The organism is Pseudomonas sp. Z18(2022) (genome assembly GCF_036346535.1).
GTDB lineage: Bacteria > Pseudomonadota > Gammaproteobacteria > Pseudomonadales > Pseudomonadaceae > Aquipseudomonas > Aquipseudomonas yamanorum_A.
On record NZ_JAOTOA010000017.1, the window covers coordinates 69,910 to 84,872 of the forward strand.

At 62.2% G+C, this 14,963-nt stretch carries 15 protein-coding genes; 10 read left to right on the top strand and 5 right to left on the bottom strand.

Annotation, left to right across the window (positions count from 1 at the left end):
• Positions 1 to 174: 174 nt before the first annotated feature.
• From V3W39_RS25805 to V3W39_RS25815, 3 genes are read right to left on the bottom strand one after another with little or no spacing between them, the layout of a single operon-like run.
• On the bottom strand, positions 175 to 1,101 hold the full coding sequence (locus V3W39_RS25805; protein WP_330213610.1) for a sugar ABC transporter substrate-binding protein: 927 nt from the start codon (positions 1,099 to 1,101) through the stop codon (positions 175 to 177).
• A gap of 36 nt (positions 1,102 to 1,137) precedes the next feature.
• Positions 1,138 to 1,926, bottom strand: a complete 789-nt coding sequence (locus V3W39_RS25810; RefSeq protein WP_177076345.1) for a TIM barrel protein — start codon at positions 1,924 to 1,926, stop codon at positions 1,138 to 1,140.
• A complete protein-coding gene (locus tag V3W39_RS25815; RefSeq protein WP_177114696.1) occupies positions 1,923 to 2,945 on the bottom strand; it encodes a Gfo/Idh/MocA family oxidoreductase in 1,023 nt (340 codons plus the stop codon). Before V3W39_RS25815 ends, V3W39_RS25810 begins: the two co-directional genes overlap by 4 nt.
• A 199-nt stretch (positions 2,946 to 3,144) precedes the next feature.
• Between V3W39_RS25815 and V3W39_RS25820 the strand changes: the two genes are divergently transcribed.
• Complete coding sequence (locus V3W39_RS25820; RefSeq protein WP_330213634.1) at positions 3,145 to 5,136, top strand: sigma-54-dependent Fis family transcriptional regulator; 1,992 nt, start codon at positions 3,145 to 3,147, stop codon at positions 5,134 to 5,136.
• Here V3W39_RS25820 and V3W39_RS25825 read toward each other — a convergent pair.
• On the bottom strand, positions 5,116 to 6,165 hold the full coding sequence (locus V3W39_RS25825; RefSeq protein WP_330213611.1) for a LacI family DNA-binding transcriptional regulator: 1,050 nt from the start codon (positions 6,163 to 6,165) through the stop codon (positions 5,116 to 5,118). The two genes, V3W39_RS25820 and V3W39_RS25825, sit on opposite strands and share 21 nt — an antisense overlap.
• A gap of 184 nt (positions 6,166 to 6,349) precedes the next feature.
• Between V3W39_RS25825 and V3W39_RS25830 the strand changes: the two genes are divergently transcribed.
• The 6 genes from V3W39_RS25830 (at position 6,350) to V3W39_RS25855 (ending at position 10,930) form a co-directional block, all read left to right on the top strand.
• Positions 6,350 to 7,450: a fatty acid desaturase family protein gene (locus tag V3W39_RS25830; RefSeq protein ID WP_330213612.1), complete on the top strand. Its 1,101-nt coding sequence runs from the start codon at positions 6,350 to 6,352 to the stop codon at positions 7,448 to 7,450.
• 40 nt (positions 7,451 to 7,490) lie between these two features.
• Positions 7,491 to 7,811 (top strand): MocE family 2Fe-2S type ferredoxin, encoded by a 321-nt coding sequence (locus V3W39_RS25835; protein ID WP_330213613.1) that lies wholly within the window; start codon positions 7,491 to 7,493, stop codon positions 7,809 to 7,811.
• Between the two features lie 18 nt (positions 7,812 to 7,829).
• Positions 7,830 to 9,071: an NAD(P)/FAD-dependent oxidoreductase gene (locus tag V3W39_RS25840; protein ID WP_330213614.1), complete on the top strand. Its 1,242-nt coding sequence runs from the start codon at positions 7,830 to 7,832 to the stop codon at positions 9,069 to 9,071.
• A 1-nt stretch (position 9,072) separates the two neighbouring features.
• On the top strand, positions 9,073 to 9,921 hold the full coding sequence (locus tag V3W39_RS25845; protein WP_330213615.1) for a sugar phosphate isomerase/epimerase family protein: 849 nt from the start codon (positions 9,073 to 9,075) through the stop codon (positions 9,919 to 9,921).
• 103 nt (positions 9,922 to 10,024) lie between these two features.
• On the top strand, positions 10,025 to 10,447 hold the full coding sequence (locus V3W39_RS25850) for a hypothetical protein (RefSeq protein ID WP_330213616.1): 423 nt from the start codon (positions 10,025 to 10,027) through the stop codon (positions 10,445 to 10,447).
• Positions 10,448 to 10,510: 63 nt separating this feature from the next.
• Complete coding sequence (locus V3W39_RS25855; protein WP_177041916.1) at positions 10,511 to 10,930, top strand: TonB family protein; 420 nt, start codon at positions 10,511 to 10,513, stop codon at positions 10,928 to 10,930.
• 129 nt (positions 10,931 to 11,059) lie between these two features.
• On the opposite strand, the gene deoC is transcribed toward V3W39_RS25855, so the two are convergent.
• Positions 11,060 to 11,740 carry a deoxyribose-phosphate aldolase gene (gene deoC, locus V3W39_RS25860; protein WP_330213617.1) on the bottom strand — a complete coding sequence of 227 codons (681 nt, stop codon included), beginning with the start codon at positions 11,738 to 11,740 and terminating at the stop codon, positions 11,060 to 11,062.
• A gap of 143 nt (positions 11,741 to 11,883) precedes the next feature.
• Between deoC and deoR the strand changes: the two genes are divergently transcribed.
• The 3 genes from deoR to V3W39_RS25875 all read left to right on the top strand — a co-directional run bounded on the left by deoR (position 11,884) and on the right by V3W39_RS25875 (position 14,900).
• Entirely contained in the window at positions 11,884 to 12,642 is a 759-nt protein-coding gene (deoR, locus tag V3W39_RS25865; RefSeq protein WP_177041920.1) for a DNA-binding transcriptional repressor DeoR, read from the top strand.
• A 171-nt stretch (positions 12,643 to 12,813) separates the two neighbouring features.
• Positions 12,814 to 13,788, top strand: a complete 975-nt coding sequence (locus tag V3W39_RS25870) for a substrate-binding domain-containing protein (RefSeq protein ID WP_330213618.1) — start codon at positions 12,814 to 12,816, stop codon at positions 13,786 to 13,788.
• Between the two features lie 95 nt (positions 13,789 to 13,883).
• Positions 13,884 to 14,900 (top strand): galactitol-1-phosphate 5-dehydrogenase, encoded by a 1,017-nt coding sequence (locus tag V3W39_RS25875; RefSeq protein WP_256390366.1) that lies wholly within the window; start codon positions 13,884 to 13,886, stop codon positions 14,898 to 14,900.
• Positions 14,901 to 14,963 lie beyond the last annotated feature (63 nt).

Below are 14,963 nucleotides of genomic sequence, written 5' to 3' on the forward strand. Positions count from 1 at the left end.
TTATTTGTTTGCATATTCATTCCGTGATTTCCCGGCATCCATAGGCCACAAACAGCGCACGACTTTTCGCGCGGGATTTGTGGGTAACGTCGGGTGTAATAGTACGCTCCTTCAATCGCCGCCGTCTTCGTGCAAGCGCCGCTGTTCCCCGATTGGCAACAGCGGCGGTCGACGCTACTTGTAATGCTGCTCAAACACGGCGACTTGCTCCGGTTTAATCAGCTGAAACGGAACCCACACATCCGTCTCGACCGGCTCGCCCTTGATCATTTTCAGGGCGGCCTGCAGGGCGGCAGTGGCCTGGGCCTTGGGGTCCTGGAAGACCGATGCCACCAGCATTCCGCGCTTGATCGCGGCCAGCCCGTCGGGCAGGCCGTCGATGCCGACGATTGCGATTTCGCCCTTGGCTTTGCCAGCTTGCTGCAACGCCATCGCGGCACCAATCGCCATTTCGTCGTTGTTGGCCACGATCGCATCGAAGTGGGTGCCCGCCAGCAGCCAGTTGCTGGTCAGGTCCATGCCTTTGCTGCGCTGCCATTCCGCCGATTGCTGTTCGACGATCTTGATCTCGGGAAAGTCCTTGAGTACTTGTTTGACGCCTTCGGTGCGGTCGTGCGTGGCGTTTTGCGCCAGGTCGCCCATGATGATCGCGACGCTACCTTTGCCGTGGAGCTTCTCGGCGAGGTAGCGCATCTGCAATTGCCCGGCCTCGATGTCGTTGGACGCCACAGTGACGACGCCCTTGGGCAGTACGCGCTCGTCGGGGTGGCGGTTGACGTAGACCAGCGGCGTCTTCGCCTCGACGGCGGCGCGGGTCATGTTGGCGGTGGCGGCGGTGTCCACCGGCAAGACAATCACGGCGTCGACCTTCTGATTGATAAACCCCTGGACCTGATTGAGCTGGCGCACCACGTCCCCCTGGGCGTCTTCAAACTGGATCTGGACGCCTGCCTGTTTGGCCGCGTCGTCCAGGCCGCTGCGCACGTAGGTCATGAAGTTGTCGTCAACCCTGGCAATGCTCACGCCGATGCGATAGCTGGCGGTAGCCCACTGGCTGAAAACGAGTAACAACGTGGCAAAAAGCAATGTGCTGCGACGCATGATGGTTTTCCTTTTGTTGTTATGAGTTGAAATTCATCAAGACAGGGTGAAGGCTTGCCGAAAGCGCGCCAGCGCCAGTTCGCTGTCGCCGCTGGCCCAGCCTTCAAGGCCCACGACACCGGTGTAACCCATGTCGTAAAGGGCCCTGGCAATGGCGGGGTAGTGGATCTCGCCCGTGCCCGGTTCCTTGCGTCCCGGCACGTCGGCCACCTGGATTTCACCGATGGCGCTGCCGGCACGCTGGATCAGTTCGATCAGGTTTCCTTCGCCGATCTGCGCGTGGTAGAGGTCCAGGTTCATTTTCAAATGAGGGCTGCCCACCGCTTCGATCAGTGCCAGGGTGTCGTCGGCGCGGGCGAAGGGCGTGCCGGGGTGGTCCACCTCGGTATTGAGGTTTTCCAGCAGGAACACCCGGCCGGCGTCTTCGCCCAGGCGCGCGATTTTTTCCAGGGTCTTGCAGGCGCTCAGCCACATGCGTCCGCTGGTGTGGGCCTCCGGTTTTACCGGCAACCCCCGGTCACCCAGGCCGGTGCCATGCAGGTTGAGACTCGGGCAATTGAGCTGGGCGGCGATGGCCAGGGATTCCCGGGCGCTGTCGAGCAGCTGTGCAATCTCGTCGGGGTCGGTCAGGTTGCCCGAGATGTAGCCCGTCATCGAGGTGAAGTCCGCACCGGTGGCGGCCAGGGCCGGGATGTCTTTGGTGGTCCAGCCCCAGATTTCGGCGCTGAAGCCCAGGGCATGAATGCGTTTGACGCGTTCGGTGAAGGGTAGGTCGAGGAAGACCATTTCGGCGCTGACGGCCAGTTTGAAGGGCACGAAGCTCATGGGCGGCCACCTTGCACACGCACGACTTTGCCTTGCTGGAACGACTCGATGCAGGCGCGGGCAATGGCCAGTGCGGCGCGGGCATCTTCGCCGCTGGCGAGGGGTTTTTCGCCGCTGCGCAGGCACTCGACGAAGTGATTGAGTTCGGCCACGTAGGCGTCCCGCAGGAGGTCGGTGTCCAGGCGCTGGGTATCGGCCTGGATGCCGCCGGCCACGTAGCGGACCAGGTCAGAGTCATGGACGCCGCCCATGGTCAGCATGCCCGCGCTGCCGAACACTTCCCCGCGAACATCGTAGCCATACACTGCCTGGAAGTTCGCCTCGGCGGTGGCGATGGCGCCGTTGTCGAAGCGTATCGTGACCACGGCAGTGTCCAGGAAGCCTTTGCTTTTGTAGTCCGGTGCAATCAGCGCATCGGCCATGACAAACACGTCGACGGCTTCGGCGCCGGGGTTCAGGTAGCGCAGGGTGTCGAAGTCATGGATCAGGGTTTCGAGGAAGATCACCCATTGCGGTGAGGCGGCGGGATTGTTCAGCGCCGGGTCGCGGGTCAGCGAGCGCAGCAGCTGCGGCGTGCCGATACGGCCGGCCACCACGTCCAGGTGGGCGGTGCGAAAGCTTTTGGCGAAGCGGCGGTTGAAGCCCACTTGCAGCGTCACCCGCGCATCTGCAGCGGCGGCGATGGCACGGTCGGCTTCGTCGAGGGTGATGGCCATGGGTTTTTCGCAGAACACCCCTTTGCCGGCGCGGGCGGCGCTGATTACCAGTTCGGCGTGGCTGCGGGCCGGGGCGGCGATCAGCACGCCGTCGATGTCCGGGTCGTCGAGCAGTTGCTGGGGATCGGTGTAGACCCGTTGCACGCCCAGCTCTGCCGCCAGGCGAGCGGCCTGACCGGGTGTGGGGTCGGCAATCGCGGCCAGGCAGGCACCGGGAATATGCCGGGCGGCCGTCAGGCCGTGAAAGCTGCCCATGCGGCCGGCGCCGATGAGGCCGAGGCGAATAGTCTTGGATGTGTTCATGAGGTGACTCCCTTTTATTGTTGTTGCGCAGGGGTTTCCTGCGGGTGCAAGTCAGGGAGCAAAGGCTGTGCCAATATTTAAGCGTTTGATATATAACGATTTAATATGATTTGTTTAAAAATACTGTTCATATTTTAAACATGTCTATGCTTACATGTCTAAAACCTGAACACAGGAGCGGCGCGTGATCCCACAGCCAATGGCCTTCAGCGAACAAGACCTCGACTACATCACCGCGCTTGGCCCGGCGCAGTTGAGCGAGGGACCGATTGCGCAACTGGAGCAGGCCTGGCAAGCGTGCCTGAAGGGCGGTGTCGATCGGCCTGCCGGGGTCAGGCAGGTGATTTGGGATTCCTGGCGGCGCAGTGTCAGCGCCGGGATCGATCCCGCCGACGGTGACTACCGGTTCGTCGCCCCCGACGATCTGGCCGCGACGCTGGCGGCCAACCGGGTGTTGATCGCGGCGGCGGCGCAGGTCATGCGCGGATTGCTGGCCTACAACCCCCGGGGTCATATCAACCTCACCGACGCTCACGGCACCACTCTGTATTTTTGCGGGCTGGACCTCACGCCGGTGGGCAGCCGGTTGCTGGAATCGGTGCAGGGCACTAACTGCACCGGGCTGGCGTTGGGCGAAGACCGATTGGTGTACGTGCTGGCCGAAGAGAATTTCGCGCGCGGCCTGCGTCAACGGCGCATGCATTGCGCCGCCGCCCCGATCCGGGATGCCCAGGGCCGCACGCTGGCGATGCTGACGCTGACCGCAGAGCCGGGCTGGTTCCACTTTCATACACTGGGCACCGTGCAGGCAGCGGCGGAAGCGGTCTCGCGGCAGATGGCGCTGCAGGCCTTGCTGGAAGAACAGCAAACCGTGCTGGAAGTCCTCAACGAAGGCCTGGTAGTGCTGGATGAGCGCGGCTGCATCAAGGCGCTCAACCGCTATGCCCGGCAATTGTTTCGCGTGGGCCGCGACCTGCTGGGCAGCCCGTTCCAGCGCCTGGGCCAAAGCGAACTGACCGATGAGATTTTGCTGCGTGGTGGGGAAGGGCTGCGGGACCTGGACTGCACCTTTGAGCTGCATGATCGCAGCCACCTGGCCTGCCTGGTCTCAGTGTGCCCGCTGGAGCAGGGCGGGCGAGTGGTATCGTTGCGCGAGAACCGGCGCATCCGGGAAATTACCCGGCGCATCATCGGCACCCAGGCCAGCTACACCTTCGACACCATCCAGGGCAGTTCCCGGGCGATTCAGGACGCTTTGCACCTGGGACGAATCGCCAGTCGCAGTGATTCGACGACCCTGGTCCTGGGTGAAAGCGGCACCGGCAAGGAGCTGTTTGCCCAGGCGATCCACAACGCCAGTGACCGCTGCAACGGCCCGTTTGTCGCGGTCAATTGCGGGGCCATTCCGCGGGACCTGGTGCAGAGTGAACTGTTCGGGCATGTTGAGGGGGCCTTCACCGGATCGGCCCGCGGCGGGTCGGCCGGCAAGTTCGAACTGGCCGATGGCGGCACGATCTTCCTCGATGAAATCGGTGACATGTCATTCGACGCCCAGGTCAGCCTGTTGCGGGTCTTGCAAGAGGGCGAGGTGACACGGGTCGGCGCCAAGCAGTCCCGGCAGGTGAACGTGCGCATCATTGCCGCGACCCACCGGAACCTGAGCCAGGCGGTGGCCGATGGCGCGTTCCGCGAGGACCTTTACTACCGGCTCAACGTATTGAACTTGACGGTGCCGCCGCTGCGGATGCGACGTGAAGATATACCGCTGCTGGCGCTTCACTTTCTCGGCCGTTGCGCGCGGTCGCTACGCAAGTCGGTGCAGGGCATCTCGCCTGATGCGCTGGATATTCTGTCGGCATACCACTGGCCCGGCAACGTTCGTGAACTGGAAAACGCCATTGAGCGAGCCACCAACCTGGCCGTGAGCGACCAGCTTTTACCGGGTGATCTGCCACTGGAAATCCAGCCGCGACAGCCGGCCGCCACCTCGGCAACTGCGCCAGAGCCCCGAACGCCCCTCGACCTCGGAGCCCATGAAATGAACGCGATCATTGACGCCCTCAAAGCCACGCGCGGCAACATCCGGCTGGCCGCACAACAGCTCAACGTTTCCCGTGGCGGGCTGTACAACAAGATGAACCGGTTCGGGCTGAGTGCCGATGCGTTTCGCTCAGGGCCGGGCGTTCTCTGAGGTCAGGATCTGCAAGGGAATGTAGTGGCGATGCCGGGCCGGATCGAAGTCTGGAGACGACTGCAATTCGATCAGCAAGTCGACGATGGCGGTGCCCAGCAGTCGTGGCTGGGAATCGATGACCAGGCTGACCAACCCTTCGGCCAGCGCCTTGCGCGACAGCTCGGTTGACTCCTGGAGGATGCAGCACAGTGACGGGCGTTTCGGCAGCTGTGACAGGGCGCTGATAACGCCGTCGCCGCCACCGCCGACCACGCACAAAGCGCGCAAGTCTTCATGGCGGGCCAACAGTTCCAGGGTCGCCTCTTCGGTGATGTCGCAATTGTCCAGGTTGATCACCGCTTCCAGCAATCGCAGCCCCGGGGCGTGCTCCTCCAGATAGCCGCGCAGCCCCTCGAGCCGCGCCTGATGCCCCAGAAAACGGTGACCGCCCAGCAGCACGCCAATGCTGCCCTTGCGGGCGCTGGCCGTGTGCGCCACCAGCCAGCCCATGGTGCGGCCGACCTCATGGTTGTCCTGGCCCACGTAAGGTTCCTGCGCCGCCTCATCGATGTCCGACAGCAGGGCGATCACCGGCACACCGGCGTGCCTGATCTGGGCGATGGCGGCATTGATCAGCGGGTGGGCAAAGCTGACCACGGCGAGGCCGTCGCACTGCACGGCCAACTGTTCGATCTGGGCAATGATGGCGGTGGGGGAGCGGTCAAGCACGTAGTCGAATTGAACGCTCAGGTTGGCGCCCGACTCACGCTGCGCCGCCTCGCTGATGGCGGCGGCAACGTTGCCATAGAACGCCTGGGCGGTACCGAGCAGGAGGATGCCGAAGCGGTAGCTGGGGCGCCGCTCGCGGATCCGCTGGCCGATCAGCCGTGCGGCAAAATACCCGACGGCTTCGGCTGCCTGGAACACCTGCTCGGCGGTGTCCGGGTTGACCGGCGCCCGGGCGTTGAGCACCCGGTCTACGGTGGCGACACTCAAGCCGGCGTGCGCGGCAACGGTGGCAATGGTTGGGCGTTTATTGTTGTTCATGGCGAGCCCCTGCGAATGCCTTGATAGAAAACTATCAAGCTTCAATGGGGCTGGATGATAGCTTGATAGGGAATGTATTCAAGGGCTTGAGGGCAATCAGTGGGCTCTCTATCGTTTCTCTCAACGATGCGACCTCGCATCGAAGCAAGTGCCTGAAACCACCCAGCTTGCGGAGAACAATAAAATGCCTGAACAACACGCAGCCTATGAACACCCCGGTAGCCCCGCGCCTCGGGATTATCGGTTGACCGGCCCGGAAGCTGCCCGTGCTGTGCAAAAAGGGCTGGCCTCGGCCACCTGGTATCAATCGCCCATCCCGCGTAAACGCCTGAAAGAATTGATGCAGCGCCGTGATGGCCCAGCCTTGGTGGACACCGCCCTCTGGTTGCTGGCATTGGTCGTTACCGGGTTTGGTGGTTATTGGTTCTGGGGTTCCTGGGCCTGTGTGCCGTTCTTCTTTGTCTACGGCTTGCTGTATGGCACGGCCTCCAATGCTAGGTGGCACGAGACCGGCCATGGCACGGCGTTCAAAACCCGTTGGCTGAATGACGGGATCTACCAGCTGTCGAGCTTCATGTTCATGTTCGAGCCCCATGTGTGGCGCTGGAGCCACGCCCGGCACCACACCGACACCATCATCGTCGGGCGTGATCCGGAGATCGTCGAGCCGCGACCACCGAGGCTGGTCAACATGGTGCTGAGCCTGTTCAGGATGCCCTATGTGTTCACCACGATGTGGTCGGTCTGCCGGCACGCCACTGGGCGGATGGCGGAAGAAGAGAGCACGTTTATCCCGGAGTCCGAGTGGCCGAAGATCTTCACGGCGGCGCGTATCTGGCTGTTGATCTACGGGCTGACGGTGGGCGCCGCGCTGTACTTGCACAGCTGGTTGCCGCTGATGTTTATCGGCCTGCCGACGCTCTACGGCGGCTGGCTTTCGTACCTGTTCGGCCTGACGCAGCATGTGGGCCTGGCCGAGGATGTGCTCGACCACCGCAGTAACTGCCGCACTATCTACATGAGTCCGCTGCTGCGTTTTCTGTACCTCGACATGAACTATCACCTCGAACATCACATGTACCCGATGGTGCCGTTCCATGCCCTGGCGCAGCTGCATGAGGAGATTCGTGATGACTGCCCGCCGCCCTATAACGGCCTGTTCGAGGCCTTGAAGGAAATCTTTCCGGCGATCTGGAAGCAGCGTAAAGACCCGACGTACTTCATCCGTCGCCCTCTGCCCGAGCGCGCAGAAACTGCCGCTGCCACTCAGGCAGAACCCGCCTGACGGCTTTTGATTCCAACCCCCTACAAGAGAGAAAACTGCCATGACCGAGCAATGGATCGATGTCTGTGCTGTGGGCGATATAGACGAAGAAGACGTCATTCGTTTTGACCATGGCCAGCAGACCTACGCTGTCTACCGTTCTGCCGAGGACCGGTTTTTTGCCACGGCGGGCCTGTGCACGCACGAGTCCATCCACCTCGCCGATGGCCTGGTGATGGACCATGTGATCGAGTGTCCCAAGCACAACGGGCGGTTCGATTTCCGCACCGGCAAAGCCCTGGGGGCGCCGGTGTGCGTCAACCTCAAGACCTATCCGGTCCGGGTCGAGGCGGGGCGCGTCTTGCTCGCGATTGCGGTTTAACTGCCCGGAGGCTGTGCCATGAACCCTGCCAATGCTCCACTGATTATTGTGGGCGCCGGACACGCCGGCGGCCGTGCGGCGTTGACCTTGCGCACCGAAGGCTATTGCGGCCGCGTGATCCTGATCGGCGATGAGCCTCATCTGCCCTACGAGCGCCCGCCACTGTCCAAGGGGCTGTTGCAGGGCACGGTTGAACTGGCGAGTTGCAGTTTGTGCGACCCCGCCCGGCTCGCCGAACTGGAGGTCGAACACCTGGCGGGCAACCCGGTGACAGGCCTGGATCCGCAGCAGCATCGCCTGCGGTTCGCCGATGGCAGCGGGTTGCAGTACGCCCGCCTGTTGCTGGCGACCGGGGGCAGGGCGCGACGGTTGCCCGGTGTGCCGGTGCACCTGGCCAATGTGTTTTATTTGCGAACCCATGATGAGGCATTGGCACTGCGTGCGTCGTTGCAACCCGGCGCGCGGGTGGTGATCATCGGCGGTGGCTTCATCGGGCTTGAAGTCGCCGCCACCGCCAGTGCCCTGGGTTGCGTGGTGACGTTGCTGGAAGCTGGGCCACGGCTGGCCGGGCGAGTCCTGCCGGAACGGGTTTCCAGTGCGCTGCTGGAGCTGCATCGCAGGCAGGGCGTGGACGTACGTTTGAACGTGGGCATTGAGTCGGTGCAAGGCGAGTGGCAGGCGGGGTCGGTACAGCTGGTTGACGGTGAAGTGCTGCCTTGCGACCTGCTCGTCGTCGGCATCGGCATGCAATCCAATATCGAGTTGGCCGTGGCGGCCGGGTTGGAGGTGGGGCAGGGCATTCGTGTCGATGCGCAGTTGCGCACCAGCGCGTCGGACATCTTTGCTGCGGGCGATGTGTGCGAGTTTCGGCTGCACCCCAAGGGCGTGTTCCAGCGCCAGGAAACCTGGCGCAACGCAGAAACCCAAGGCCGTCACGCCGCCCTGAACATGCTGGGAGGTGAGTTGCCCTTCGAGGTGATTCCGGGGTTCTGGTCCGATCAGTACGACTGGGGACTGCAAACCGTGGGGGTGATCAACCCCGCAGAACCGTCGGCCAGTCGGGCAACGCCGGGAGGCGGTTTCCTGCTGTTCTACCTTGATGCCGATCAACGCCTGCAAGGTGCGTGCGGCTGGGGGCAGGGCAACAGCATTGCCAAGGACATCAAGCTGTGCGAACGGCTGATCGCCAATCAGAACCCGCTGCCGGTGCACGCCCTGGCAGATGCCGGTGTGCCGCTCAAACAGTTATTGAGGAACTGACATGCGCGATTTCCTGGTATTCCAGTCACTGTGGGCGATGCAAGATCACCGCGGCCAGTGCGATCTCACGATTGAAGCGCTGCTTGAGAAAATCGCCGCCGCAGGCTTCGACGGGGTCACCGACCATTTCTGGCTCGCACCCCAGGCCAAGCGGTTGCATGCCGCCGCCAACGCCCGGGGCCTGCATATCGAGGGGCAGGTGTTTCCGCAGACCGTGGACGATCTCGCGATGGCGCTCGACGCTGTCGCCCGCTATGGCTGTCATCACCTTACGCTTCAGGCAGACGTGCGGCCGCGGACGTTGTCCCAAGCGATGACACTGATCGAAGGTTGGCAGCGACTGGCCGAACAGGTGGACTTTCCCATCCTGCTGGAAACCCATCGTTATCGCCTCACCAGCGACCTGCCGTTCACCCTCGACCTGCTCGCAGAAATGCCGGACCTCAAACTCTTGGCCGACTTGTCTCACTATGTCGTTGGGCGCGAATTGCCCGGGTCAGCCGCCATGGAAGACGATGAGCAGATCCATACCGTCCTGCGCCACAGCTGGGGGTTTCATGGCCGGGTCAGCAACGGCGAACAGGTTCAGGTGCCCTTGAGCTTCGCCCAGCATCGCCCTTGGCTGGAGCGTTTCCTGGGCTGGTGGCGCTACGGGATCGAAGACTGGCTGGCCCGCCCCAACACGCCGGCAAGCCTGTCCTTTACCTGCGAACTCGGCCCTCCACCGTATGCCATCACCGGTGCCGACGGCCTCGATATCACTGATCGCTGGGCTGAAGCGTTGATGCTCAAGGCGCTGATGCGCGACATCTGGAAAGACTGTCTGGCAAAGTCATCGGGGCCTGTATGAGTCGTGCAGTGGCTCAAGCACGGGCATTTGCGTGGTTAACACGTTAAAGTAACCCGCTCATGCGCCGATGAATTAAGACCTCTACCGCAAACGGAGCTTTAACATGATCACTAACGTCAGCAGTCTCGCTTCAGTACCCAGCACTCCAAGCCCCGCCAGCGTTAGTGATGATTCCAAGACGCAAACCTCCACGACCGTGAGCGCAAGCCAGGGCGCAGATGCCAAGAGCGCACCTGCTGCCGGTGGCGGCCAGGCGGCTTCTACCTCGCAGGAGTCCGACACGGTCAAGGAGTTGAAGAAGCAAATCGCAGAATTGCAAAAGCAACTTCAAGAGCAGCAGCAGAACATGCAGAAGGCTCAGGCCAGCAATCAAAACGCCGACGCCAAAGCGGCCGCCGTGGCCGCTGCCCAGACGCAGATTGTCGCAACGTCAGCGGCGTTGCAGACGGCGTCTGCCGCGTTGTTGCAAGCCGTCACTGCCGAAGGTGGAAGCAGTACCGGTTCAATCGTCAGCACCACCGCCTGAGACGCAGCATAGCGTCGGGTGATTAGCCTCACTCAGCAAACGAACGTCAACGGAACTGCGTTTATGAAATACAGCTGGATCGCACTTGTCTTGCTGCTTTGTGCCTGCACAAGTGGCCCCTCCCGGGAACAACTGGCCGAGCAACGCTTATGGGAATACCAGTTGCTCACTCACCTCAACCACTTCAAGTCCTACCCTGAAGAAGCCCGTCTGCAAGGGCTGGCCGGGATGGTCAGGGTTAAATTTGTCGTTGATGCCAAGGGCAACCTGATACGCCACGAAATCGTCAGTCACACAGGCTCGGATCTTTTCGTAGGGGCCGTGGAGAAATTTGTTCCGGCGGCATCGCCAGTGCCAGCGCCTCCACCCTCAATGCTGCTTAAAGGCGAAATTGAAGTGGTGGCGCCCTTTGTATTCTGCCTGGACCAGACATGCACCGGCATGGCGCCACGCAGCTCCAGCAACAACGTCATCGCGCGCTGAGGGCAAATCCCGGGCAAAGAAAAGCCCGCGATGGGGAGCGCGGGCTTAAAGGTTTTCACCAGGAGCTGAGATGACCATAGGCGCCCGACTGTGAAAGGGATGTGAAAGGGCGCCCGTGCTGCACCCAATTCAGTAAGCGCCCGCTGCCGCCTTTGCACCGCTGACGATGGCGATCCCGGAACTGCTGCCCAGTCGTGTCGCTCCAGCCTCGATCATTGCCAGGGCTGTCTCCAGGTCGCGTACGCCACCGGAAGCCTTCACCCCGATCTCGGCACCCACCACACCGCGCATCAGGCGCACATCCGCCAATGTCGCGCCGCCATGGCCGAAACCGGTGGAGGTCTTGACGAACGCCACGTTCAGCTCGCGGCACAGGGTGCAGGCATTGGTTTTCTGCTGGTCATCGAGCAGGCCGGTTTCGAGGATGACTTTCAGCGGCACCGTGCCGCAGGCCGCCAGCACCTGGGCGATGTCGTCACGTACCTGGTCCAGCAGGCCGTCCTTCAGCCAGCCGATGTTCAGCACCATGTCGATCTCGCCAGCGCCGGCCTCGATCGCAAGCTTTGCCTCGTAAGCCTTGGCCGCACTCAAGCCCGCACCCAGAGGGAAACCGACTACCGCGCAGACCAAAGGGGCGGCGCCGTGCAGGCATTCGGCGGCCAGCGGTACATTGGCGCTGTTGACGCACACGGACTTGAAGCCATGCTCGCGAGCCTCGGCGCACAGTTGGCGAATGCTCGCCTGGGAAGCATCGGCGGCCAGCAGGGTGTGGTCGATATAGGCCGCGAGCGGCAACGGGTCAGTCGGCATGGCAAGTGTCCTGTAAGGAGGAGGTGCTGGGAAAAGCCGGTTTGTGTTAAGTTGGATGCATTAAATGTGAAATAAATAACATTGTAAATGGAATTTGTGACTGCCTTGATCAAGGGCGCGCATTCAACGAGGGTTGGAACGCAGTGGATTCAAAGAAAAGCGAAAGATTTCGGGCCATGCACAAGGCGTTGCAGGGCGAGTCGGCGATTCACCTGCGGGACATGGCCGCGTTGCTCGGCGTATCGGAAATGACCCTGCGCCGCGACCTGGCAGACAGCCCTCAAGGCCTGCGGTTGCTGGGCGGGCACGTGACCCGAAGCGGGCCGCCGGAGCCGGATTACCAGGTCGCCGAACAGGATCAGCGCCACGTCGCCGAGAAGCGTCAGATCGGCGCACTCGCCGCCAGCCTGGTGCGGCCGGGCGACACGGTGTTTATCGATTGCGGCACCACCACGCCGTTTATCATCGAGGCGTTGCCGGATGACCTGGAGTTCACCGCGCTGTGCAATTCCCTCAACGTATTGCTCAAGCTTCAGCAAAAGCCCCACTGCACCATCATCCTCTGCGGCGGCACCTTTCACCGGCGCAACATGGTGTTCGAGAGCCATGCCGAGGCGGGCATCCTCGACGGCATCCGCGTGGCCTGGGCGTTTATTTCTGCGGCCGGCGTCAGCGCGGCCCACGGCGTGACCTGCTACAACCTCAATGAAGTGGAGGTCAAGCGCCGGGTCATGGCGCGGGCGCAGACCTGCGTGCTGGTGGCCGACCACAGCAAGTTCGACGAGGTACGCGCGGCGCACTTTGCCGAGCTGTCGGACTTCCAGCGGGTGATCAGCGATGCCGGCCTTGAGGCGGCACAGCAGCAAGTGATCAAGGACAGCGGGGCGATCCTGCTGATCTGATTCAAGCGGTATTGTGATTTTTATTTCATTTGTTTGGAATTTAACAAATTAGCCTTGACACCCTCGGGAGCAAGGCATAGTTTTTCAAATGTGATCGCGGTTCACATTTGTGAGCGCAACCTCCTTGAAGGTCGCGCCCGAATCCTGACAACAATAAAAATAGGAATCACCATGCTCCAGATAGCCCGTAAACCTGTTCATGTGCTGGCCCTTGCACTGGCTGTCGCGGCCTCGGCGCTGGCGCTGAACGCCCAGGCCAGGGATCTGAAGATCGGTTTCAGCCAGGTCACCCTGCAATCTCCCTTCTATGTGCAACTGCGCGATGGCGCCAAGGCCGCAGCGGCCAAGGGCGGCGACGAGCTGATCTTCCTCGACGCCAACGGCGATATCAGCAAGCAGAACAACGACATCCAGGACCTGCTGACCCGCAAGGTCGACATCCTCATCATCAATGCCGTGAACCCCGACGCCGTGGGCGCCGCCCTCGACGCTGCCAAGCGTGCCAAAGTGCCGGTGATTGCCGTCGACCGCGCCATCAATGCCCCGGTGGCCACCACTATCGGCCGCAACAATGCCGAGATGGGCGAGTTGTCCGGCAAAGCCTTGCTCGCCGCCCTCAAGCAACGCGGCGTGACCAAGGGCAAGATCATCGAGATCCAGGGCGACGCCGGCGGCACCGTGATGAAAGAACGCCGCAAGGGCTTCCACACCGCCCTGGCCGGCACCGATTTCAAGATCATCGATGGCCCCTACAGCGAATACATGCGCGCCAACGCGGTCACGGCGATGCAGGATTTGCTGCAAGCACACCCCGACTTGAAGGCGGTGATCGCGCATAACGACGACATGGCCATGGGCGCGCTGCAAGTGCTCACCGAAAGCGGCAAGAAAGACGTGCTGGTGGCCGGGATCGACGGCTTGTCCGAAGCCTTGAATGCCATCCAGAACGGCGATCAATACGTGGCCACTGCCCTCAACGACCCGCGCTACCTGGGCGAGGTCGCCATTGAGGCGGCGCGGGCCCTGGCGGCCGGCAAATCGGTGCCGAACTTTGTCGACGCCGGCACCCAGGTGGTGACCAAGGCCAACGTGGCCGAGGTCAAGCATGACTCTACCTTCGGCGAATACCGCCCTGGCGCGCTCTAACGGATCTGCGTCGCCACCCTAAGGATTTTTTTGCCGGCACCTCTTGCGGGAGGTGCCCGTTCGAACGCACTCGTCATTCAACAGAGGAATTCACTGTGAAAGCTGCCGTCATGTACCAACCGGGCGATATCCGGGTTGAAGATGTTCCAAAACCTGCGGTCAAGGCCGGCCATGCGCTGGTCCGGGTCGCCGCTTGCGGCGTGTGCGGCTCGGATATCCCGCGCATGCTGAGCAAGGGCGCCCACGTGATGCCGCTGATCTGCGGCCATGAATTCGCAGGCTTCATCGAAGAGATCGGCAGCGGCGTCGAAGGCTATGCCATCGGCGAACTGGTAACCGTGCCGCCGATGATCCCGGACGTCAGCAGCGACCAATATGCCCGTGGTTTTCCGTCCCGATCGGAGCGCTACGATTACTTCGGCAGCCGCCGCGACGGCGCGTATGCCGAGTACGTCAACGTGCCGCTGAGCAACCTGATCAAGGTGCCCCAAGGCATGGACCCGATTGCCGCGTCCCTGGTGGACCCGGCGGCGATTGCCCTGCATGCGATCTGGAAAGCCGACTTCAAGGCCGGGCAGAGCGGGGCGGTGGTGGGTTGCGGGCCGATCGGCCTGTTTGCGATTCAATGGCTGAAGATCATGGGCGCCAAGGACATCGTTGCCATCGACATCGCCGAAGAAAAACTCGCCATGGCCCGCCAGGCCGGCGCTACCCACACCCTGCTCAGCGGCGCGGCGGATGCCGAGTTGCCGCGTTGCCAACTGGTGATCGAAGCGGCTGGCCATCCAAGCTCGATCAACCAGGCCGTGCAACTGACCAAGGCCGGCGGGCACGTGGTGTTTATCGGTATTCCCACCAGCGACGTGGCCCTCAGCACAGCGACGTTCTCGCACTTCCTGCGCCAGGAAATCTCCCTGCACGGCGCCTGGAACTCGTTCTCGGCACCGTTCCCGGGCGACGAGTGGACGGCCTCCATCGACAAGCTGGCTTCCGGCGAATTGCAGTGGCAGTTCATGATTACCCACGACTTGCCGCTGGACGAATTGCCAGCGATGTTCAAGCGTTATGCCGATCGCAGTGAAGTGGCGGCCAAGGTGATTTTTCGCCCCTGAGCCACGCCGTTGATTGTGTGTCGCCAAGCCCGACAGCGCTGAGCGTTGCCGGGCTTAAAACAA

Coding starts and splice junctions, on each gene's coding strand:
- V3W39_RS25820 (WP_330213634.1), top strand. CDS start 3,145: ATGGCCTTCAGCGAACAAGACCTCGACTACATCACCGCGCTTGGCCCG.
- V3W39_RS25830 (WP_330213612.1), top strand. CDS start 6,350: ATGCCTGAACAACACGCAGCCTATGAACACCCCGGTAGCCCCGCGCCT.
- V3W39_RS25840 (WP_330213614.1), top strand. CDS start 7,830: ATGAACCCTGCCAATGCTCCACTGATTATTGTGGGCGCCGGACACGCC.
- V3W39_RS25845 (WP_330213615.1), top strand. CDS start 9,073: ATGCGCGATTTCCTGGTATTCCAGTCACTGTGGGCGATGCAAGATCAC.
- V3W39_RS25805 (WP_330213610.1), bottom strand. CDS start 1,101: ATGCGTCGCAGCACATTGCTTTTTGCCACGTTGTTACTCGTTTTCAGC.
- V3W39_RS25835 (WP_330213613.1), top strand. CDS start 7,491: ATGACCGAGCAATGGATCGATGTCTGTGCTGTGGGCGATATAGACGAA.
- V3W39_RS25850 (WP_330213616.1), top strand. CDS start 10,025: ATGATCACTAACGTCAGCAGTCTCGCTTCAGTACCCAGCACTCCAAGC.
- deoC (WP_330213617.1), bottom strand. CDS start 11,740: ATGCCGACTGACCCGTTGCCGCTCGCGGCCTATATCGACCACACCCTG.
- V3W39_RS25855 (WP_177041916.1), top strand. CDS start 10,511: ATGAAATACAGCTGGATCGCACTTGTCTTGCTGCTTTGTGCCTGCACA.
- V3W39_RS25870 (WP_330213618.1), top strand. CDS start 12,814: ATGCTCCAGATAGCCCGTAAACCTGTTCATGTGCTGGCCCTTGCACTG.
- V3W39_RS25825 (WP_330213611.1), bottom strand. CDS start 6,165: ATGAACAACAATAAACGCCCAACCATTGCCACCGTTGCCGCGCACGCC.
- V3W39_RS25815 (WP_177114696.1), bottom strand. CDS start 2,945: ATGAACACATCCAAGACTATTCGCCTCGGCCTCATCGGCGCCGGCCGC.
- V3W39_RS25810 (WP_177076345.1), bottom strand. CDS start 1,926: ATGAGCTTCGTGCCCTTCAAACTGGCCGTCAGCGCCGAAATGGTCTTC.